The organism is Micromonospora sp. C95 (assembly GCF_018070465.1).
In the GTDB taxonomy this organism is placed as follows: Bacteria; Actinomycetota; Actinomycetes; order Mycobacteriales; family Micromonosporaceae; genus Micromonospora.
Genome location: NZ_JAGPXT010000008.1, coordinates 101,910 through 121,606 on the forward strand (window position 1 = coordinate 101,910; position 19,697 = coordinate 121,606).

At 72.6% G+C, this 19,697-nt stretch carries 18 protein-coding genes, 1 tRNA gene and 1 pseudogene; 3 read left to right on the forward strand and 17 right to left on the reverse strand.

Annotation, left to right across the window (positions count from 1 at the left end; all coding sequences use genetic code 11):
* Nucleotide 1 precedes the first annotated feature (1 nt).
* From KBX00_RS12275 to KBX00_RS12320, 10 genes and pseudogenes are all read right to left on the reverse strand, one after another.
* Nucleotides 2–2,425, reverse strand: a complete 2,424-nt coding sequence (locus KBX00_RS12275) for a DUF4132 domain-containing protein (protein ID WP_210826353.1) — start codon at nucleotides 2,423–2,425, stop codon at nucleotides 2–4.
* Nucleotides 2,425–2,820: a hypothetical protein gene (locus KBX00_RS12280; RefSeq protein ID WP_301547803.1), complete on the reverse strand. Its 396-nt coding sequence runs from the start codon at nucleotides 2,818–2,820 to the stop codon at nucleotides 2,425–2,427. Before KBX00_RS12280 ends, KBX00_RS12275 begins: the two co-directional genes overlap by 1 nt.
* A 56-nt stretch (nucleotides 2,821–2,876) precedes the next feature.
* Nucleotides 2,877–4,283, reverse strand: a complete 1,407-nt coding sequence (locus KBX00_RS12285; RefSeq protein WP_307868528.1) for a family 43 glycosylhydrolase — start codon at nucleotides 4,281–4,283, stop codon at nucleotides 2,877–2,879.
* Between the two features lie 281 nt (nucleotides 4,284–4,564).
* Entirely contained in the window at nucleotides 4,565–5,272 is a 708-nt protein-coding gene (locus tag KBX00_RS12290; RefSeq protein ID WP_210826354.1) for a class I SAM-dependent methyltransferase, read from the reverse strand.
* 105 nt (nucleotides 5,273–5,377) lie between these two features.
* Nucleotides 5,378–5,454 (reverse strand) — tRNA-Ala (locus tag KBX00_RS12295).
* Between the two features lie 230 nt (nucleotides 5,455–5,684).
* Nucleotides 5,685–6,623, reverse strand: coding sequence for a hypothetical protein (locus KBX00_RS12300; protein ID WP_374225292.1), 939 nt, complete (start codon nucleotides 6,621–6,623; stop codon nucleotides 5,685–5,687).
* Nucleotides 6,624–6,801: 178 nt separating this feature from the next.
* The gene (locus KBX00_RS12305) at nucleotides 6,802–7,410 is read right to left on the reverse strand and encodes a GNAT family N-acetyltransferase (protein ID WP_210826629.1); all 609 of its coding nucleotides are present in this window, start codon (nucleotides 7,408–7,410) and stop codon (nucleotides 6,802–6,804) included.
* A 61-nt stretch (nucleotides 7,411–7,471) separates the two neighbouring features.
* The gene (gene glp, locus KBX00_RS12310; protein ID WP_210826357.1) at nucleotides 7,472–8,785 is read right to left on the reverse strand and encodes a gephyrin-like molybdotransferase Glp; all 1,314 of its coding nucleotides are present in this window, start codon (nucleotides 8,783–8,785) and stop codon (nucleotides 7,472–7,474) included.
* Entirely contained in the window at nucleotides 8,782–9,735 is a 954-nt protein-coding gene (locus KBX00_RS12315; protein WP_210826359.1) for a UTP--glucose-1-phosphate uridylyltransferase, read from the reverse strand. The genes glp and KBX00_RS12315 overlap by 4 nt, the downstream gene beginning before the upstream one ends.
* Nucleotides 9,736–9,744: 9 nt before the next feature.
* Nucleotides 9,745–12,049: pseudogene (locus tag KBX00_RS12320) on the reverse strand (diguanylate cyclase).
* Between the two features lie 118 nt (nucleotides 12,050–12,167).
* On the opposite strand from KBX00_RS12320, the gene KBX00_RS12325 reads away from it, so the two are divergent.
* Entirely contained in the window at nucleotides 12,168–12,797 is a 630-nt protein-coding gene (locus KBX00_RS12325; protein WP_374225293.1) for a 5-formyltetrahydrofolate cyclo-ligase, read from the forward strand.
* A 216-nt stretch (nucleotides 12,798–13,013) separates the two neighbouring features.
* Here the strand turns inward: KBX00_RS12325 and KBX00_RS29260 are convergent, their stop codons facing one another.
* Together KBX00_RS29260 and KBX00_RS12335 are read right to left on the reverse strand one after the other, a co-directional pair.
* Nucleotides 13,014–13,199: a hypothetical protein gene (locus KBX00_RS29260; protein WP_301547873.1), complete on the reverse strand. Its 186-nt coding sequence runs from the start codon at nucleotides 13,197–13,199 to the stop codon at nucleotides 13,014–13,016.
* A gap of 287 nt (nucleotides 13,200–13,486) precedes the next feature.
* Nucleotides 13,487–13,648: a hypothetical protein gene (locus tag KBX00_RS12335; protein WP_210826660.1), complete on the reverse strand. Its 162-nt coding sequence runs from the start codon at nucleotides 13,646–13,648 to the stop codon at nucleotides 13,487–13,489.
* Between the two features lie 345 nt (nucleotides 13,649–13,993).
* Between KBX00_RS12335 and KBX00_RS12340 the strand changes: the two genes are divergently transcribed.
* Nucleotides 13,994–14,437: a hypothetical protein gene (locus KBX00_RS12340; RefSeq protein ID WP_301547805.1), complete on the forward strand. Its 444-nt coding sequence runs from the start codon at nucleotides 13,994–13,996 to the stop codon at nucleotides 14,435–14,437.
* Between the two features lie 28 nt (nucleotides 14,438–14,465).
* Here KBX00_RS12340 and KBX00_RS12345 read toward each other — a convergent pair whose 3' ends face one another.
* Complete coding sequence (locus tag KBX00_RS12345) at nucleotides 14,466–14,951, reverse strand: DUF2231 domain-containing protein (protein ID WP_210826367.1); 486 nt, start codon at nucleotides 14,949–14,951, stop codon at nucleotides 14,466–14,468.
* A gap of 127 nt (nucleotides 14,952–15,078) precedes the next feature.
* On the opposite strand from KBX00_RS12345, the gene KBX00_RS12350 reads away from it, so the two are divergent.
* Complete coding sequence (locus tag KBX00_RS12350; RefSeq protein ID WP_210826369.1) at nucleotides 15,079–15,942, forward strand: oxygenase MpaB family protein; 864 nt, start codon at nucleotides 15,079–15,081, stop codon at nucleotides 15,940–15,942.
* Nucleotides 15,943–15,967: 25 nt separating this feature from the next.
* Here KBX00_RS12350 and KBX00_RS12355 read toward each other — a convergent pair whose 3' ends face one another.
* The 4 genes from KBX00_RS12355 to KBX00_RS12370 all read right to left on the reverse strand — a co-directional run bounded on the left by KBX00_RS12355 (nucleotide 15,968) and on the right by KBX00_RS12370 (nucleotide 19,686).
* Nucleotides 15,968–16,807, reverse strand: coding sequence for a PD-(D/E)XK nuclease family protein (locus KBX00_RS12355; RefSeq protein WP_301547833.1), 840 nt, complete (start codon nucleotides 16,805–16,807; stop codon nucleotides 15,968–15,970).
* Nucleotides 16,808–16,943: 136 nt separating this feature from the next.
* Nucleotides 16,944–17,558: a MarC family protein gene (locus KBX00_RS12360; RefSeq protein WP_210826374.1), complete on the reverse strand. Its 615-nt coding sequence runs from the start codon at nucleotides 17,556–17,558 to the stop codon at nucleotides 16,944–16,946.
* 40 nt (nucleotides 17,559–17,598) lie between these two features.
* Nucleotides 17,599–18,459 carry a PHP domain-containing protein gene (locus KBX00_RS12365; protein WP_210826376.1) on the reverse strand — a complete coding sequence of 287 codons (861 nt, stop codon included), beginning with the start codon at nucleotides 18,457–18,459 and terminating at the stop codon, nucleotides 17,599–17,601.
* A gap of 24 nt (nucleotides 18,460–18,483) precedes the next feature.
* Nucleotides 18,484–19,686 carry a hypothetical protein gene (locus KBX00_RS12370; protein WP_210826377.1) on the reverse strand — a complete coding sequence of 401 codons (1,203 nt, stop codon included), beginning with the start codon at nucleotides 19,684–19,686 and terminating at the stop codon, nucleotides 18,484–18,486.
* Nucleotides 19,687–19,697 lie beyond the last annotated feature (11 nt).

The following is a 19,697-nucleotide window of genomic DNA, read 5'->3' on the forward strand; positions in this document are numbered from 1 at the left end:
GTCATCCGGTGGATCTGATCTGACGGGTGATCGAAGCGTCGGTGATCTCGGTGTCCCTGGCCAGCAGGATCGCCTTGCTGAGGATGACCGCGAGCAGGCCGTCGCCCTCGAACGGCAGGAACTGCTGCTCCCCCGCCCGGCCCGCGCCCCGGTCCGGCACAATGCAGAGGTACTCGTCGTTCGGGCTCATCAGGATGTTGCCCGAACCGAGGTGGATCCGATACGAACGCAGGTCACCGTCGACCGCCAGGAAGCGGCCGTCGATGCGGGCCCGCTGGCCCACCGCCAGTCGAGGCAGCAACTGGCCCAGCAACTCCCGCCGGGTCTCGGCGGTCGCGGACAACTCCCCGAAGCTGTACGACGACCAGTAGTCCCGGAAGCGGCCCTGCGGGCCGCCGTCCGACCAGGTTGGATCGTTGCCGACGCTGGCCACCCCGACGAAAAGGTCGACGTCCCGCATGATCTCGCTGAACACCAGCGGCGGTATCCGGTCCAGCGGTAACGGATCCCCCGGCGGGGCGTCCGTCCACCGTGCCGCCGAGTAGCCGCCACCCGAGGCGTGCGACCAGTTCTGCGCGGCGGCGATCGGGTAGAAGCGCACCTGGTCGGTGACCAGCCGCAGGTACGACCCGCTGTCGGTGGTGTCGGTGTCCCACTCGTCGCCGATCCCCTCCACCCAGTATTCGGCGCGCAAGCCCCAGTCGGGCAGCTCCCGGAAGGTCGGCGGATAGGAGTCGTCGACCATCAACCGCAACCGGTCCGTCCAGCCCCGGGCCGCGGCCAGGGCGTGGAACTGGTGCTGCCGCAGGATGTGCCCGGCGAACCGGTTCGAGTACGTGCCGGTGGTCTCCTCGGCCGGCGTGAGCAGGTAGACCTCCCGGTGTGCCTGCTTGAACGGCTGGACGATCCGGTGCCGTGCCAGCCACTCCCGCCAACCGACCACCTCCGGCACCGGCCGACCGATCGGGTGCCAGATCCGCACCTCGGCGTCGTCGGCAGTAGCCACGGGGGTGTCGTCGACCGTGCGCAGTGCGCCGTCGGCCCAACCGCAGGGCACCCCGTCGACCAGCCACAGCAACCGGCGGGCCAGCGTGCCGACCAGCGGGTGATCCAGGTAGCGCTGCCGCCACTCGGCCAAGGTCCAGGTGCGCTGAGCCAGGAAGAGCCGGTCCAGCCGGGCCACCTGGGCGGTGAGCATGCCGGTGATCTCCTTGGCCAGGCCCTTCAGATCGGCCAACTCCGCCGCGTGGTCCCGGCGTACCGATGCCGGCGGGCTCTTCACCTCCCGGCCGGCCTCGGTGTACCAGCTCAGGGTGACGCTTGTGGACACGATCGACAGCTCGACCCGGCAACCGCCGAGAGACACCTCGTGCCGCCCCACCCCGGTGAGGCCGTAGTCCGGGACGGCCAGTTCCTCGATCTCGTCCCGGCTGATGCCGAGGGCGGCGGCACGAGCGTCGAGCGCCTTGTCGATCTCCTTGCGGGTGCCCTTGTAGGTGACCCGGGCCGAGAGCCGGGCAAGCTGCGCCAGCGCCGGCTCGCCGTCGAGCCGCCCGAGCACACCGACCGCCGCGTTGGCCACCTTGGGGCAGGCCGGTCCGACGCCGGGTAGTCGACGCAGCATCGCCTCGACCAGGCCACCGATCCGGCGTACCTGCTCCGGTGCCGGTCCGGTTCGCTCGACCAGCCAGAGCAGGCCACGCAGCAGGTCGGCGTTCACCGGGCTCGGCGGCGCGTGCGGGGCGCGGGAGGCGCTGGCCAGCCACCGGTCGACGAGCTGCCTCGCCTCGCGCGGGTCCACCTCGGCGAGTAGTCGGGCCGCCTCGGTCGACCAGCCGGCGCTCGGGCGGGGCATGGTGGCGGTGCTGGCGTGGGCGACCAACTGCCGCCACGCCGGGTCGAGGGTCGGCAGCTCGGTGAGGATCTGCCGGGCCCAGAAATCGTCCGGGTCGAGCCGTGGCCCGGCCACCTCGGCGATGAACTGCCGCAACCGCTGGCTCTCGTCGGACCGGTCGACGAGCGCCTCCATCAGGTCGGCGGGGATCGGGCCGGTGGCGGCCAGGCCACGGGCCACCGTTTCCAGCGCTGTCGGTGACAGCGCATACGGCTCCTCGACGGCGAACGCGGCGAGATCCTGGAGCTGCTCCGGTGCCAGCTCGGTGGGCAGTCGGCGGGACAGCTGGCCGATCAGGTCGCGCGGCGGCCAGGCGTGGACCGGGTCCTGCCGCATGTGGGCGGCCATGGCCAGCACGAGACGCGTCACGTCCGGACGGGACAGTGCGCGCAGTGCGGCGCGCACCTCGGGGTCGTCGCGGCAGAGCCGGGCGTGCGTGTGCAGGTGCCCCGCCAGCTTGTCCAGGTCGTTCGCGGCAACCAGCTCGCGGGCCCGGTCGGCGTACCAGACGGGTTCGGTGGTGGTGGTCATCAGCCACCGACCAGCGGGACGAGCTTGAGGAAGGTGACCTCGGTGTCACGGCGCAGATCGACCTCGTCGTCCAGCTCCTCGACCTGCCGGTCGCCGACCAGCACCACGAAACCGTTGCTGCGGAACGCCTGCTCGGCGAGGGCGATCTGCCGCTGCGGGTCGGCCCGGTGTCGGGGCCGTTCGCCCCGGTCACCGTTGAGTGCCCGCTCGGTCGAGGTCGGCTGCACCAGCGACCGGCGTGGCTGCGGGTTGGCCGCGTTGTGCTCGGCGACCTCCTGGTGGATCCGCCGACGGATCAGCTCACGAAGCGTCAACCGCTCCTCGAAGATCTGCAAGGCCCACGCGGGGGTCCGAGCCCCCGCGGTGCTCTCGTCCACAAAGGTCACCGTCGCCATGTCGCGAGAGTCTAGGTACGCCCTCCGACAGTCCGGCCCGTCGCGGTTGCGGCGGTCTATTCCAGGGCGAAGGTGGCCGACGCGCGTCCGGCCGCGTCCGGCACCGGCTCCAGGTAGAGCAGGCCGTCGCGGTGACGGACGTACTGGCCGGGGAAGTTCACCGACTCCAGGGACACCTTCGTCGCGTCGGCGAGCCCGGCTCTCCGGCTGAAGGTGGCGTCCTGCCGGAACAGGTTCGAGCCGTCGTTGCGCTCCACCCAGAGCTGGTGGTTGCGGTGCCGCAGGAAGTAGCCGGGATAGTTCGTCGACTCCAGCGAGATCGCCGCGGAGTTCGACAGGCCGGCGACGATCCGGAACTGCGAGTCGGCCAGGTTCGTGACGTTCGGCTCCAGCCGGACCCGGAACTCCCAGTGCCGCAGGTAGCGATCGGGCAGGTCGTGTGCGCGCAGCCGGACCGGGGTCAGGCCGTCCGGCACCGGTACGCCGAAGTTCGGAGTGCCGTCGGCGTTCCAGTAGACCCGTTGGATCCGGGTCCGCCGGTTCGGGTCACTCAGCGGGTCGTAGCCGTTGCCGAGGTACCGCTCGTAGTTGCGGGAGTGGTAGACGATCACGTCGCTGCCGTCCTCGGCGACGGTGAACGAGTTGTGCCCGGGGCCGTACTGGCCGGTCCGGCTGTCGCTGGCCAGTACCGGCGTGGCCCGCTTGCTCCAGGACGCCGGGTTCAGCAGGTCGCTGTTCGCCGAGGCGGTGAGCAGCCCGACGGCGTAACTGGCGTCGGTGGCGCTCGCCGAGTAGGTCATGAAGACCCGGCCGTTGCGGATCAGCACCGCCGGTCCCTCGTTCACCCGGTAACCCCGGGTCTCCCAGGCGTGCGTCGGGGTGGCGATCAGGGTCGGGGTGCCCGCGTACGTCCAGGGGTTGACGGCCCGGGCGAGGTAGATGTTCGAGTTGTTGCCGGCGTACTCCGCCCAGGCCAGGTAGCGCTGGCCGTGGTGCACGAAGGTGGTGGCGTCGAGGGAGAAGCTGCCGCGCGCCGGCTGCAGTTGGCCACGCTCCACCCACGGGCCGTCGAGCGGGTTCGCGCCGCTGCTCTCCAGCACGTACGGCCGGATGGCCCAGATGTCGTCGGTACGGCCGGCGGCGAAGTAGACGTACCACCGGCCGTCGATGAAGTGGATCTCCGGGGCCCAGATGTGCGCGCCCATCTCGCCGCTGCCGTGCCGGCGCCAGATCACCCGCTCGGTAGCGGTGGCGAGCCCCTGGAGGGTGGTGGCGCGGCGCAGCACGATCCGGTCGTACTCGGGCACCGTGGCGGTGAAGTAGTAGTAGCCGTCGGTGTGCCGGTAGATGTGCGGGTCGGCGCGCTGCTCGGCCAACGGGTTGGTGAACGTGACGGCGGCGGCCCGCGCCGGAGCGGCCGGCCCCACCAGGGAGCTGATCGCCGCCATCACCAAGGCGGTCACCGCTGCCCAGCTGCGGTACATGAGCCTCCGACGCGCCATCGCCTTCGCCTCCCGCCCGCCGCGAGCCGGTCATCCGGGACGGGCACGGTCCCCGTCCGACCGTGCCCGCCGTGCCCGCTACCTCATTGATAGCGTTAACATTCATCAACGTCAAGGCAATGACATCTATCTGAATCCCGGCCGTAACGCGACGGCCGACAGCACCGACCTCGCCCGTCCCCCACCCGCAAGCCAGGCGGTTGCGATTGCCCACGCAGGACAGATGTGACGTGGGGCCTTGGTCAGAATGGGTGAAACTGCTCGAAGGGCGGCTCGACCAAGGACTCGGGCAGCCGGATGGCCCGACAACGGGGCACCAGTTCCGCCGCCGGGTCGTCGCCGACGTGGCGCCGCGTCCCGTCGGCGAACGCGTCGGGGATCACGGTCCAGCCCAGGTGTTTCTCGTAGTACCGCACCGCGGTGCGCACCGACGGCGTCCAGTCGTCATCCATCACGATCAACCCGCCCGGACGGACGATCTTGCGTAGGAAGTAGAGATCCACGAAGACCTCGTGAAAGCGGTGGCTACCGTCCACGAACGCCGCATCGACGAGCAGCCCCTCGCTGACGAGTTCCGGAAGCGCGATCGAGGACCACTCGCGCAGCAGCCGCGCGGTGGAGTCCAGCCCGGCGGCGCACAGCAGATCCCAACCGACATTCGAGTACGCCCGATCCTGAAACGGGTCGACGATGATGTGCCGGGGCTGCGGCGGGTTGACCGTGACCAGTGCCTCACCGATCGCGAGAGCAGAGCTGGCGTACGCGAGCCCGACCTCGACAACGGCCTCGACCCGATCAGAGATCAACAGGTCCCGGAGCAGATCACAGTCCCGTTCCGGCAGCGTGACCGTCTCGAAGTCCCGCTCGTGATCTCGCGTCCACGGCGGACCACTCTGCGCAAGCCGGCGGCGCACCTTGCGAACCCGCGCCTTCCGTTCGTCACTCCGCATCCCATCAGTCTGAAGCAGCCTCGGGTCCGAGTGACGCTCCGCCGCCGGCAAAGCTCAAGGGCAGGTGCCCGATCTTCGGAAACCTGCCCTTGAGCTTTGCTTCGGTGGTGGAGCTGAGGGGATTTGAACCCCTGACCCCCTCGATGCGAACGAGGTGCGCTACCGGTCTGCGCCACAGCCCCTCCGCCGGTAGACCGGCGTCGGTCCCACCCGGCTGTCACCGGGCGGGCCGGCGACAAGGCTAACAGGTCGAGCGCTCCCGCCGCGAACCGCCCCGCCACCCTGACCCCAGCAAGATCCGTGCAGTTCCCCCGTTAATGCGCTCGGGCGAGGCAGCAATATCCCCGAACGTGTCGCCTCGCCCGGGCGAGGAGCTGGGTGAGGGCGGGGGGTGAGGGCGGCGGGGTGAGGGTCAGGCGCTGTGGGAGCCGGGGCCGGTCTCGTAGGGGCGGCCACGCAGACCGCCGGAGCGGCGGTAGGAGACCGAGCCGCCGTTGGCCGCCTGGGGCAGGTCGGCCGGGCGGTCCAGGCCCATCGCGCTGCGCCGGACGGACTCCCGCTGGGCAGCCAGGCGGCGCTGCGCCTCCCGGCGAGCCGCCGCCCGGCGGGCCTGCTCCCGGCGTACCTCGGCCTGGCGGGCGGCCAGCCACGCGGCCTCGCGGGCCAGGGCCCGACGTCGACGGCGGTCGGTCACCGCGCGGGCGCGCAGGTGCACGACGTACACGACCAGCAGGGTGGCGGTGACCGCGAAGCTGATCCAGAAGCCGGGGCCCACGACCAGCACACCGACCAACTCGACGGCGTTGAGCAGCACCAGCGCGGCCAGCACCCGGCGACGGCGGTAGATGGCGGGGGTGTGGTGGTGCCGGCGGTCGGGGCGACGGCGGGGGCGGTTCCCGCCCGCCGGCACGGCGCGCAGCCGGCTGGGCCGTCCGGATCGTCGCGGCAGCGCCCGTCCGGCGGTCTCACCGCGCGCTGCCTCATCGCCGGAGGGGGCATCAGCCGACTCACCAGCGGCACGCGAGCGCGGCACCCGGCCGGGTGCCTCACCCGAACGAGGCGGGGCGGGAACCGCGCGCCGCAGGGCGGGCGGGCCGGAGACCGGGGTGGCGAGTTCCCCCGAGTCGGGATCCTCGCTGAGGGTGATCACCAGGGCGCGGGACGGGTTGACCGGCCGCCGACCGGGGACAGTGCGGCGGCGCCGGCGGCGCTGGAGCACCCGCGCCGTCGACTGCGCCCGCTCCGCCACCAGCCGCTCGGCGGCGTCGTACCGGCGGACCAGCGCCGGAGCGAGGGCGAGCAGCCCGGCGGCGGCGAGGACGGCGAGGAGCACCGAGGTCGGCACCCTCACCCCTCCCGTCACCAGATTCGAAGCAGACGTCAGCCGGCCGCAGGATCTTTCACCGATCGGCGTCGGCGACGTGAATCATGCGGAGCGGGCAGCGCCTGCCGCAGCTTGCAGTTACCTGAGGTTACGGGTCACCGTCGCGGGAACCGCCGCGCCGCGCCGATCCCGCACGTGGGACGGCTCACGGGGTACGGGCGCGCAGCCGGTGCCAGCGGGCCAGCAGGCCCCCTTCGGCGGCGATCTCCTCGCTGGTCATCGCATAGCCGATGTGGTCGCGCCAGGCGCCGTCGATGTGCATGTAGCGCGCGTGGTACGCCTCCTCGCGGAAGCCCAGCTTCTCCACCACCCGACGGGACGGTCGGTTCTCCGGGCGGATGTTGACTTCGATCCGGTGCAGACCACCGGGGCCGAAGGCGTGGTCGACGGCCAGGGCCAGCGCGGTGGGGATGACCCCTCGGCCGGCGACCTGCCGGTCCACCCAGTAGCCGACGTACCCGGAGCAGAAGGCCCGACGCACGATGTTGCCCACGTTGATGTGACCGACCAACCGCTCCACACCGTCGGAGTGCAGACAGACCGCGAACGGCATCCCCTCACCGGTGCGCGCCGAGCGTCGCTGGTCGCGGTAGACCCAGCGGAACGTCGTCGGGGAGTTCAGGTCGTCCCAGTCACCGGGCAGCGATGACTCCCAGGGGGCCAGCCACTGCCGGTTGGCTCGGCGCACCTGCGACCAGGCCGCCGCGTCCGACCGCCGGTACGGCCGCAGGAGGACCGGGCCGTCGGAGAGCACCGCTGGCCAGCCAGGCGCCCGTCGGAACACCGAACCTCCACTCCCGAGCGTCACCGGTGGGTCACCGGCGGCGGTCCAACAGCAACACGTCGACGGTGGAGCCGGCGGCGGCGGCGGTCACCCGCTCGCCGAGAACGAGAAGTCCGTTCGCCTCCGCCAGGCCGGAGAGCGTGAACGGGCCGCCGTTGAGCGGCTGAACAGTGTAACCCCCGCCACGCCGCTCAGCGACGTGCGCGGGCCGGAACTCGCGCAGCCCGGCCGGCGAGGCGACGGTCTCCAGCAGGTGCGCCCGTACGCTCGGACGGAACACCGGCTCCGCGCCGGCCAGCAGATTGATCGCGGGCCGGGCCAGCACCTCGAAGCCGATCATCGCAGCCCCCGGATCGCCGGGCAGACACACCACCGGCACCTCCTCGGCACCGACCGTGCCGAAGCCGAGGGCGGTACCCGGATAGAGCGCCACGTCCGTGAAGGTGACCGGACCGGCGCGGCTGCCCTCCCGGCGGGACAGGATCCGCCGGACCATGTCGCCCGGCCCGGTGCCGGTGCCGCCGGTCGTGATGATCAGGTCAGCTCGCAGGGTCTGGTCCTCCAGCAGCCCGCGCAGCCCTTCCGGATCGTCGTCACAGATGCCCACCCGGTAGGCCAGCGCACCCACCTCCGCTGCCGCGGCGGTCAGGGCGTGCGAGTTGGCGTCCACCACCTGACCGGGCTGGCTGCCCCGCCCCACGTCGACGAGTTCGTCGCCGGTGGCCACGATCACCACCCGGGGGCTCGGACGCACCACCACGTGGCCGATGCCGGTCGCGGCGAGCACGGCCACCAGCGCCGGCGAGACGTAGGTGCCGGAGCGGGCGAGCAGCGCGCCGCCGGTCACCTCCTCGCCCGTCCGACGGACCCCGTACCCGCGTTTCGGGACCCGGAAGATCTCCACCGCCGCCATGCCCTGGTCGGTCCACTCCACCGGAACGACCACGTCGGCACCGATCGGCAACGGTGCGCCGGCCGCCACCGAGAAGCACGACCCTGGAGTGAGTCGGACCGGCCGCCAGCTTGCCGCACCGAGATCACCGACGACGTTTAGTCGTACGGTGCGACCGCCCGGCCGAGCCGACTGGACCGGGACGTATCCCACGCCCCGGCCCCCGCCGGCGATGTCCTCCCAGCGCGCGGCGTACCCGTCCACGGCCGCCTGGTCGAAGGCCGGGAACGAGTGCGGGGCGATGACATCCTCGGCGAGGACGTTGCCGTACGCCTGGGTGAGGTCGAGGTCGAGCGGAGGCAGCGCGCGCAACCTGCGCAGCACGCTGCCCAGGTAGTCGGCGAGCGGCGTCAACCCGTTTTCGGCCGCCTCGGCGTCGGCCGTCGCGGTCATGTATTCGGACCGCCCGACGCGTCGGAGTTGACGAACTCGGCCAGCCACTTGCGGAACTCGCTACCGAGATCCTCCCGGTCGGCGGCGATCTGGACCACGGTCTGCAGGTAGCCCAGCGGCATGCCGGTGTCGTAGCGGATGCCGCGGTAGACGATCGCGTGCACCGGTGTGCCCTCGGTACGCAGAATCTCCATCGCGTCGGTCAGCTGGATCTCCCCGCCGCTGCCGGGCTCCGTCCGGCGGATGGCGTCGAAGATCTTGCCGGGCAGCACGTACCGGCCGAGCACGGCCAGGTTGCTCGGCGCGTCCTCCGGCTTCGGCTTCTCCACCATGCCGGTCACCTTCACGACCTCGCCGATGTCGGTCAGCTCGGACTCGGCCGGCTCGACGGAGGCGATCCCGTACCGCTTCGTCTCCGCCGGGTCGACCTCGAAGAAGGCGAGCACCACCCCACCCGTACGCGCCTGGAGTTCCAGCATCGCGGGCAGCAGCGGCTCACTGAGGTTGACGAACTCGTCGCCGAGCAGCACCGCGAAGGGTTCGTCGCCGACGTGCGACTCGGCGTACCCGACGGCGTGCCCGAGACCCAACTGCTCCGGCTGCCGGCAGGTGTAGATGGACGCCAGTTCCTCGGTCCGCTTGACGGCGGCGAGCAGGTCGGGCTTTTCCGCGAGCCGTTCCTCCAGGTCGGGCCGACGGTCGAAATGGTCCACCATCGACGTCTTGCCCCGGCCGGTGATCAGCAGCACGTCGCCGATGCCGGCCTGGGCGGCTTCCTCGACGATGTACTGCAACACCGGTCGGTCGACCACCGGCAACAGTTCCTTGGGGACGGCCTTGGTGGCCGGCAGGAACCGGGTTGCCAGGCCGGCGGCCGGGATGACGGCCTTGACGGCACGGGGACGGCCGGTGGCGGCGGTCGCTGAGGGGTTCGCTGAGTGCTCCGACATGTCGCGAGACTATCGGCCATGGCCCCACCTCGGCGGGTGAGGACCGGAAGACGCGCCGCCCGCCGGGCCGGTTCTGCCGGTTGCCGATGGCGCCCCGGACCGCGGCGGTGGACCGCCAGCACGGACCGTGGCACCCGGCGGGTCGGCGCCCAGCGGACCGACGCCGGGTGCCGGCAGGTCAGGGCCCGGCTGGCGGATCGGCGGCGGTGACCGGCGCATCGGGTCCGGCCCTGGGCAGTCCGTCGGCGGGGCTATGGGCGACCGCCGGCACCGGTACCTCACGGGTCGGCGACGGCTCCCGGGCCGGTGCCAGTCGCCAGGTGTCCCGGCTGGCGGTCTTCGCGGCGTAGAGCGCCTCGTCCGCCGCCGCCAGCACCTGCGGACCGGTGTCGGCGTGGTCCGGAAAGACAGCGATGCCGATGGAGACGGTCACCGGGATCAGCTCGCGGACACCAGCGTGCCCCACCGCCGTCACCGAAGTGTCGCGAACGGCCGCGCCGAGCCGTTCCGCGACGATCGTCGCGCCACGGGCGTCGGTCTCCGGCAGCAACACCACGAACTCCTCGCCGCCCCGGCGGAAGGCCAGGTCCACCTCGCGGATCTCGCCGCGGACCCGCCGGGCGAACTCGGCCAGCACGGTGTCCCCGGCCGCGTGCCCGTAGGTGTCGTTGACTCGCTTGAAGCGGTCCAGGTCGAGGGCGAGGACGCTGACCATGCGGCCGAAGCGGCTGGCCCGTTCCACCTCCCGGCGTAACGACTCGCGCAGGTACCGGTAGTTCCACAACCCGGTCAGCGGGTCGGTGAGCGAAAGTCGTTGCGCCTCCTCGTGTACGCGCACGTTGTCCACCGCGACCGCCGCGTGCCGGGCGAAGGTGCGCAGCGTGGCCAGGTCGTCGTCGTCGAACTCGTCGCCGCCGAGGCGGTCGTAGAGGGCCAGCACGCCCAACACCATCTCCGGCGGTCGCCCCGGAGCGACGGCCGCCGAGGCCGCGCCCGATGGGTCGCCGCCGGCCGGGTCGGGCGCGGCGAACGGCACCGCGATGTACGTCCGGCAGCGCGGCTCGTCCGGGTCGGTGTTCGCCGCCTCGGCCCGACCCCGACGGGGCTGACCGGTCGCCGCGACCGCGCCGACCACCCCGCTGCCCAGCGGCACCCGCAGTGGCGCGGTGCCGGGCCCGCGCTCGTCGAGCCCTTCGCTGCACCGGGCGACAAGTTGCTCACCCTGCTCGGTGAGGAGTACCGCTCCGGCGCGGGCCCCGGTCGCGGCGAGTGCGCTGTGCAGGATCACCCGCAGGATCCGGGGCAGGTCGTGGGTACTGGCCAGGGTGTCACCGAGCACCGTCAGGTGCCCGCGCAACTGGTCGCGGCTGCTGGCCAGCGCGGCCAGGTAACCGCCCGTCTCGCGGGTCATCCGATTGAAGGCGACGGCCAGCCGACCGATCTCGTCGCTACTGCGTACCGGCACCCGGGCGGTGAGATCGCCGGTGGCGACCCGGTCCGCCGCACCGGCCAGTTCCACCAGGGGCCGGGTGGTGACCCTGGCCAGCCGCCAGGCGGCGGCCACACCCAGCAGTGCGGCCATCAGCACCACGGCGACCAGCACCGCATGCAGCCCGGGCGGCTGGTCACTGGGTACCGACAGCACCAGCGGAAGCGGTTGCCCGACGGTCGGGCCGGCGCGGCGTACGTACCGACCGTCGGTGGTGCCGGCGACGTGCTCGTCCCGCAGCGAGGCGGCGGCGGCCAGCACCGCGTCCCGACCGTTGCCGGATTCGGTGGTGTGGGCCACCTGAACCGGCGCTGCCCCGTCGAGCAGGGTCACCGCCACCCCGGTCACCGCGGCGAGCCGTGCGACGAAGGCGGGGTCGACGGGCTGGGCGGCGGCCACCGTACCCAGCTCCGAGCCGGCGGCGTCGCGTAGCTGCACCTGCGCCACCAGGGCGTTGACCGCTCCGCCGGGGACAGCCTGCGCGGTGCAGTCCCGCCAGGGTGCCGGAGGCGGGTCCGGCGTGGCGTAGCTGACCCGGCCGGTCACGTCGGTGACGAGCACCGCGGTGGCCAGGCCCCGACTGACCACCTGCGCGGCCGCCCCGGAGTGGTCAGCGGTGACCGCGACCGCGTCGGCTGCGGCGCGTAGCTGCTGGCAGAGGGCGTCGATCGAGGTACGTACGGCCGTGGCGGCCACCGCCAGCCGCTCGGTGGCACGGCTGCGGTCGACCGCCGCTACGGTGGACGCGACAAAGACGGCACCGAGCAGGACCGGGCCGAACGCCACCGCCAGGAAGGCTGCGGTCAACCGCCCGCGTAGCGTCAACGCTTCCCCTTCCCCCCGGAAGTTGCGCGACCGTTGCCTGCGATGCTGACACAGAGCAACGGGTAGGCAAGCGTTGCGTGAGGAGTGTTGCGTGCCGGAATTTGCGGAAGGAGCGGAAGTGACGCATGACGCGAAGCGAGCCACCCGGGTCGAGCTGCTCGCGCGTCGCCGCGCCCGTACCGAAGCTGAGCGCGCTACCGCCGCGGCGCGCGTTCAGGCCGAGCTGGCCTCCCTGGTACGCCGGCTGCGACCGGGCCGCGTAGCCACGTACGCCCCGATCGGTGGCGAGCCGGGCGGGTCGGACCTGCCGACGGTGCTCGCCGACGCGCTGTCCGCCGGGGCGGACCTGTTGCTGCCGGTGCTGCGCGACGACCTCGACCTGGACTGGGCCGCCTGGGCCGGGCCGCAGGGGATGGTCGCCGCCGGGCGGGGCATCCGCGAGCCGACCGGACCCCGGCTGGGGGTCGCCGCCGTCGCCAGCGCCGACCTGGTGGTGGTGCCCGCCCTCGCGGTGGACCGTCGCGGGATCCGCCTGGGTCGCGGCGGCGGGTCGTACGATCGCGTCCTGGCGCGGGTGCCGGCGACCGTCCTCACGGTGGCGCCGTTGCACGACGGTGAGCTGCTTGTCGAGTTGCCGGCCGAGCCGCACGACCAGCCGGTACGGGCGGTGGTCACCCCGACTGACGGGCTGCTGACCCTCGCGGGTGTCGTGCCCCACACTTCCGCTGGACGAACCGGGGGGCGATGACGCACCATTGGCACTCGAATACGTCGAGTGCCAATCGGCCGTGCCAGATCCGGAGGGGAACGTGCCCACGTACCAGTACGCCTGCACCGCGTGCGGTCACCAGCTCGAGGCGGTGCAGTCCTTCTCTGACGAGCCGCTGACCGACTGCCCGGCGTGCGAGGGACGACTGCGTAAGCTGTTCAACTCGGTCGGCATCGTCTTCAAGGGCTCGGGCTTCTACCGCACCGACTCCCGCTCCGCCGGCTCGGAGACCACGTCGAACGGTTCCGGCAAGTCGGAGTCCTCGTCCGGCGCCAGCTCCGCGAACTCCTCGTCGGGGTCCGGCTCCTCGGGGTCCAGCTCCTCGGGGTCCGGCTCCTCGGGGTCCAGCTCCTCGGGGTCCGGCTCGTCGGGGTCCGGCAACGGGTCGTCGGGAGGGTCATCCGGCGGAGCGAGCAAGGCGACGGCCGCGGCCAGCCCCTCCTGACCGTCGACGCGCCCCCGGCTGCGGTGCTGGCCGGCAGGCTGCGGTGCTGGCGCGCCCCGGCTGCTGTCCTGGCCGGCAAGCGGCGGTGCTGGCCCGGCAAGCGGCGGTGCTGGCCGGGATGGCCGCCCCGTGAGGGGCACAGTTGCCGGGCAGCACTGCTGCTGTCTGGCGGGCCCGGCGCAGCAGGGGCGTCAGCCGGCACGGTGGCGGGCGGATCCCGGACTCAATCCCAGTGTGGTGGGCGCTCGGCGAGCAGCCAGTCGTCGTTGTCGCCGGCCCGCTCGCCCCACCCGTGGTCGGTGTCGTCCGCGGTCTGCTCCGGCAGCACCACGAAGTCGTCGGTCAACTCGACCGCGCGATCGTCCTCACCCCGCCCATCGCTCACGAACGACAACACTAACTCCCTTCCCCGCGCAGCCGACGCAGCAACTTCGGGGATAGTGCTGCCTCCCGCGAGCGAGACCCAGCACTATCCCCGAAGTTGTCCGGATCAACGCTACGGGCGCGGCCTGACGGTGGGGCGATGAGGTGGTTGGTAGCGTCGGACGGCGTGACGATGCCCCGATCCGGTCAGGATCCAGACGACCCGTGGCGCCGGCCCGACTCCGGCGACGGGTCCTCCTCCGGCCCTCCGGCGGAGCACATTCCGGCACCCGCCGAGGCCAGTCAGCCCCCGCCGCCTCAGCCCCCGCCGCCAGGCCCGTCCGCATCCGGCCCGGTTTCCAACCCCATGATCACCCCGAGCCCGACCAGCGGCACAGACTCCAACGACGGCGGTGACCTGACCGGCACCATCAACCCACGTCACACCTCGGCCCCGGGCACCCCGACCCTGGGCCCCCCGAGCCCGAGCGGCGGCTCGAACCCCAGCGGCACCCCGAACCCCAGCGGCAGCCTGAGCCCCAGCGGCAGCCCGGCCCCGAGCCCTGGGCAGGTTGCCTCGGGCGGGCCGGGCGGCTACAGCGGGCCGCCACCCACCACCGCTCCCGCGCCCGGCTGGCGCCCCCCGGTGCACCTGCAGGCAGCTCCGCCCCGCCAGCTGCCGGCCCAGGACATGGTCGGCCTGGACGCGCAGGAGCAGCGGGCTCAACGCGTCACCTGGGCGGTCGGCGCGGTCGCCGGAGGCGTGCTGGTGGTGCTGACCTGTCTGCTCTGCACCAGGCTGCTGTTCTGAGCTGGCACCCGGCCCCAACCGTGGCTGGCTACTCGTAGGTGTTCCCCCAGACCATCTCGGCACCCGAGTGGCCGCTGCGCCAGACGTAGACCAGGGCGGCGACGCCCAGCCCCAGCACCACTACCGACAACACCGCCGACACCCAGCCGGGCAGCTTCGGCACCCGAGGATGGTCGCTCGTGGCGACCAGCAGCAGGATGACCGCCAGGGCGAGTCCCAACGTGACCCGGAACAGCACCTCGCCGTACGCCGCATGCTCGTTGATCTTGTCGAGGATCTCGCCGGAGAAGCCCCGCGCGATCTGCCGGGCCTGCAGCGCCTCACCGGACTCCGTGGCGACCCATGCGGTGACCGGAGCGACCACTGCCAGGATCGCCACCGCCCAGTCCAGTCGGGCGCGGAACCGGGGCAGCGCGATGTACGCGAGGGCGAGCAGCACCAGCAGCGGCACGAACACGACGACCGCGTGCACGACCAGTACGTGCAGCGGCAGGCCCAGCGCCTTCTCGAACATCGGCACCTCCGAGGGTGATCGTGCGTGTCAGCGTACGGGCCCGTGCTTGATCCGCCCAACGCCCTGTTGCTCCACACGCAGGCCCGACCGCACCGGTTCACCTCGGTCGGCGTGGCACCCTTGACTCGTGGACACCGTCGACGTCGGCCTGTTCGGCCCCGCCTCGGTCACCTGGAAGCTGCACCAGGAGCCGATCCTGTTCGTCGCCGGTCTGCGTTCGCTATACCTCCAGGCGCTGCACCCACGAGCCATGGCCGGGGTGGCGCAGAACAGCAACTACCGTCAGGACGCCTGGGGGCGTCTGATCCGTACCGCCGACTACGTGGGTACCACCGTCTACGGCACCACCGACGAGGCGGAGCGGGCCGGCCGACGGCTACGGCGGCGGCACGCCCGGATGACCGCCGTCGACCCCGGCACCGGCGAACGGTTCCGGATCGACGAACCGGACCTGCTCCGCTGGGTCCACGTCACCGAGGTGGAGTCGTTCCTCGACACCGCACGGCGGGCCGGCGTGCCGCTCGACGCCGACGAGGTGGACCGCTACTACACCGAGCAGCGGCGGACGGCCGCTCTCGTCGGGCTGGCTCCGGAGACCGTGCCCGGCACCGCCGCCGAGGTGGCGGACTACTACCGACGGATCCGACCCGAGCTGCGGATGACCCGGGAGGCCGCCGAGACCGCCCTGTTCCTGACCGCGCCACCCCTGCCCTGGAAGCTCAGCCTGCCGGCCCGGATCGGGCTGAACGTCGGCCCGCCCCGGTGGGCGTACCTGGGCATCGCCAGCACCGCGCTCGCGCTGCTGCCACCGTGGGCACGGCGGCTGTACGGCGGGTTGGGCCTGCCGACCACCGCGCTGTCGGCCGACGTGACGCTACGCGCGCTGCGGCTCGCGCTCACCGCCCTGCCCCGCGACTGGCGGGAGGGCCCGATGCAGCGCGCCGCCAAGGAACGCGCGGCGCGGCTCACCGCCGCTTCCCACACCACCTGACGCGCAGCGAGACGTCGGTCGCGGGTCACTCCTCCGTCGTCGGCGTGGCGAAGCGTTCCACGGCGGCCCACGGCTCCTTGCCCGGCAGGGCGGAACCCGCCGGACAGGTGCGCCGGTAGTCGCACCAGGCGCAGCGCGGGCCGGGAGCGGTCGGAAAGGCGTCGTCCGGATCAGCACCGTCGGCGACGGAGCGTTCGGCGGCCACGATGTCGCGGGCGGTCTCCTCCGCGCGGGTCACCTGCCGCGCCAGCGACTCGGCGCTGTGCTCGTGCGCGGCGACGGTGCCGCTCGGCAGATGGTGCAACTCGACCCGGCGGCACGGCCGGCGGAACACCCGCTCGGCCGCGTACGCGTACAGCGCCAGCGCCTGCGAACCGCGCGCGTCGTCGCCGTCCAACCCGGATCGGCCGGTCTTGTAGTCGACGATGACCAGCTCGGGTCCGTGCGGGCCGGGCCGCGAGTCGATCCGGTCGGCGCGGCCGTTGAAGGCCAGCACCCCGGTCTTCACCGCCACCACCCGCTCCACCCCGATCGGCTCGTCGGCCGGGTCCAGCCCGGCAACGTAAGCCTCCAGCCAGCCGAGGGCCCGCCGGTAGGCCTCGCGCTCCTGCTCGTCGTCGCGGTAGCCCTCGCGTACCCAGGTGCTCTTGAGCAGGGTCGGCAGCACCTCTGGGCGGCGTCGATCGGCGGGCAGCGCATACCAGTTCTTCAGGGCGGTGTGCACGCTGGCCCCGAGCGAGTTGTGCGCCCAGGGCGGGCCCTTCGGCGGCGCCGGACGATCGACGTAGGAGTAGCGGTAACGCCGTGGACAGTCGGCGTACGCACCCAGGCGGCTCGGGGTGCAGACGAAGAGTCGCTCCGGCATGCCCTCGAAGCCGAGCTGCTCGGGCTGCGCGTCACGGGGCCGGGGCGGGCGGCCACCGGCGGCGGGTCGTCCGGCTGGAGAGGCTCGTCGCACGACCTGATCCTGCCATCCACCCCCGACAGACCGGGCGAGCCGGTCAGCCGGCGCCGTTGTACTGGGTTACGAACGCGGCGATCGCGTCCGCGATGAGCTGTACGGCGATCGCCGCCAGCAGCAGGCCGGCGATCCGGGTGAGCACCTCGATGCCGCCCGGACGCAGCACCTTCACGATGCCTCCGGAGAACCGCAGCACGATCCAGACGGTGAGCATCACCGCGACGATGGCGGCGGCGATCGCGGAGAAGTCGGCGGGTCCGTCGCCCTGCTGCACGAAGAGCATCGTGGCCACGATCGCGCCGGGCCCGGCCAACAGCGGCGTGCCCAGCGGTACCAGGGCGATGTTGGCGGTGGCCTGCTTGGTCGGGTCGTCGGTCTTGCCGGTCAGCAGTTCCAGCGCGACCAGGATCAGCAGCAACCCACCGGCTGCCTGCAACGCGGGCAGATCGACGTGCAGGTAGGCGAGCAACGTCTGCCCTGCCACCGCAAAGATCACGATCACGCCCAGCGCCAGCGCGACCGCCTGCCAGGCGGCCCGGTTGCGCTCCCGCGCGGACAGCGGGCCGGTCAACGCCAGAAAGATCGGCATCATGCCGGGCGGGTCGACGATCACCAGCAGGGTCACGAAGACCTCGCCGAAGAGCTTGAGATCCACCCGGTCACCGTAGCCGTGCCGGCCGGCGGCGAAACCCAGGTCAGCCCGAAGCGACCTCGGTCACCCCGGAGGATGCGGCAACGATCCGTTCGTACGCCTCGACACCTGTGGTGAAGGCACCGAGCCGTACCGTCTTGTGGCTGCCGTGGAAGTCCGAGGAGCCGGTCACCAGCAGCCCCAGTTCGGCGGCGAGACCGCGTACGTGGGCCCGCTCGGCGGGTGAGTGGTCCTCGTGGTCGGCCTCCAGCCCGACCAGCCCCGCCGCGGCCAGCTCGGCGATCAGCTCGTCCGGCACGATCCGGCCGCGCCGGCTGGCCCCGGGATGAGCGAACACCGGCACGCCGCCGGCCGCCCGGATCAGCCGTACGGCCCGAAACACGTCGATGTCCTCCTTGGGCAGCCGGTACCGCTGCCCAAGCCAGTCCGGCCCGAACGCCTCGGTGGTGGTGGCAACGAGTCCGGCCCGGATGAGCGCCTGGGCGATGTGCGGCCGGCCGACCGTCCCGCCGCCGGCCAGGGCCAGGATCTCCGGCCAGTGCACGTCGATGCCGTCGGCACGCAGGAGGTCCACCATGCGTTCTCCCCGGGCCAACCGCGCCGCCCGCACCCGGGTCAGCTCGGCCACCAGTTCCGGATGTTCCGGATCGAAGAGGTACGCCAGCAGGTGCAGCGACACCGGAGGCTGCTCGCCGTCCCACCGACAGGAAAGCTCCGCGCCACGGACCAACCGCAGCCCGGACGGCAGGGCACCCAGCGCCGGCTCCCAGCCGTCGGTGGTGTCGTGGTCCGTGATCGCCACCACGTCCAGCCCCGCTGTGGCGGCGGCGGACATCAGCTCGGCCGGGTGGAGAGTGCCGTCGCTGGCCGTGGAGTGCGTGTGCAGATCGATCCGAGAGGTCATCGCCCGTGGTCACCAGCTGCCCGCTCAGCCACCGCTCACCACCACCGGTAGCTCACCGGGCGGCAGGCCGGGCAGGGCGGTCGGCGCGGCGGGACGGCCCGCGACGACCCGGTCGACAGCCACCCGCACCAGGCCACCTGCGGCGTCGGCGTAGTAGGCCGTGTCGGGGGTACGCCAGACCACGGTACCGGTCATCGGCGGCCCCGCCGGCCGTACCACGGTTGAGTCGTCGAACTTGGCCAGGTCCACCAGCAACGCCGAATCCGCTCCCGCCGACCGCCCGTTGACCAGCAGCCAGCGCCCGTCCGGTGACACCGCACCCCGGCCGTCGCCGGCCGTCTCCGGCCCACAGTCCGGCTGGCTGGGTGCCAGCTCCCGGGCCGGGTCGAGCAGGGTCAGGCAGGCGGGCAGCCCGACGCCCGGGACGATCCCACCGACCAGGCGTCCGTCGGGCAGCGCGCCGAAGATGTGGATGCTGGCCCGGTCAGCGCCCAGGTCCAGCGGACCGGGCCGCGGGGCCCACAGCACGTGCCCGGGGCGGTCGGGCGCCAACCTGACCAGCACGGCCCCGTCGACGAACCGCACCGGCACCGCCTCGGCCGGTGCATCGGCCCGCACGGTGTCGGCGAGTTCACCGTTGACGATCCCGGCGACGGCCAGCACGCTGCCCTGCTTCCAGGCGACCTGCCGGCCGTCTCCGTTCAGGACGATCTCGTCGGCACCAGCCAGCAGCACCTGCGCGGTGCCGTCCGCGGCGACCGCCCACAGGAACCGCCCGGCCAGGGTCGGTGCCCCGACGGCCAACCAGCCTCGGCCGTCGGTGAGCCGGTGTGCCCGTTCCACCTCGCCGATGCCGAGCAGCGGTACCCGTCGACCCTGCGCGGTGGCGATCGAGTCGTCGATCAGCAGATCGACCTCGGCGATCGGGGGCGCGGTGTCCGGCCCGAATGGCGGAATGGTGCGATCGACGAGCGGCCGCTGGTCCGGCTCACCGATCACCACCGTGCCGCCCGTCGGTGGCCGGTCGTCGCGCAGTTGCAGGCTGCCCGCGGTGACCGTGACGACCGCCAGCACGGCCAGGCCCATGCCGGCCAGGGTGCGGCGACGCTGAATCCGGTCGGCCCGGCGGATCGCCACACCGGCCGGGTCGGCGGCGGCCGCACGCGCCACGGCCGCCCGCCGGGACAGCATCTCCCGGAGGGCACCTTCCAGGTCGTCGGGCGGCACGTCCAATTGAC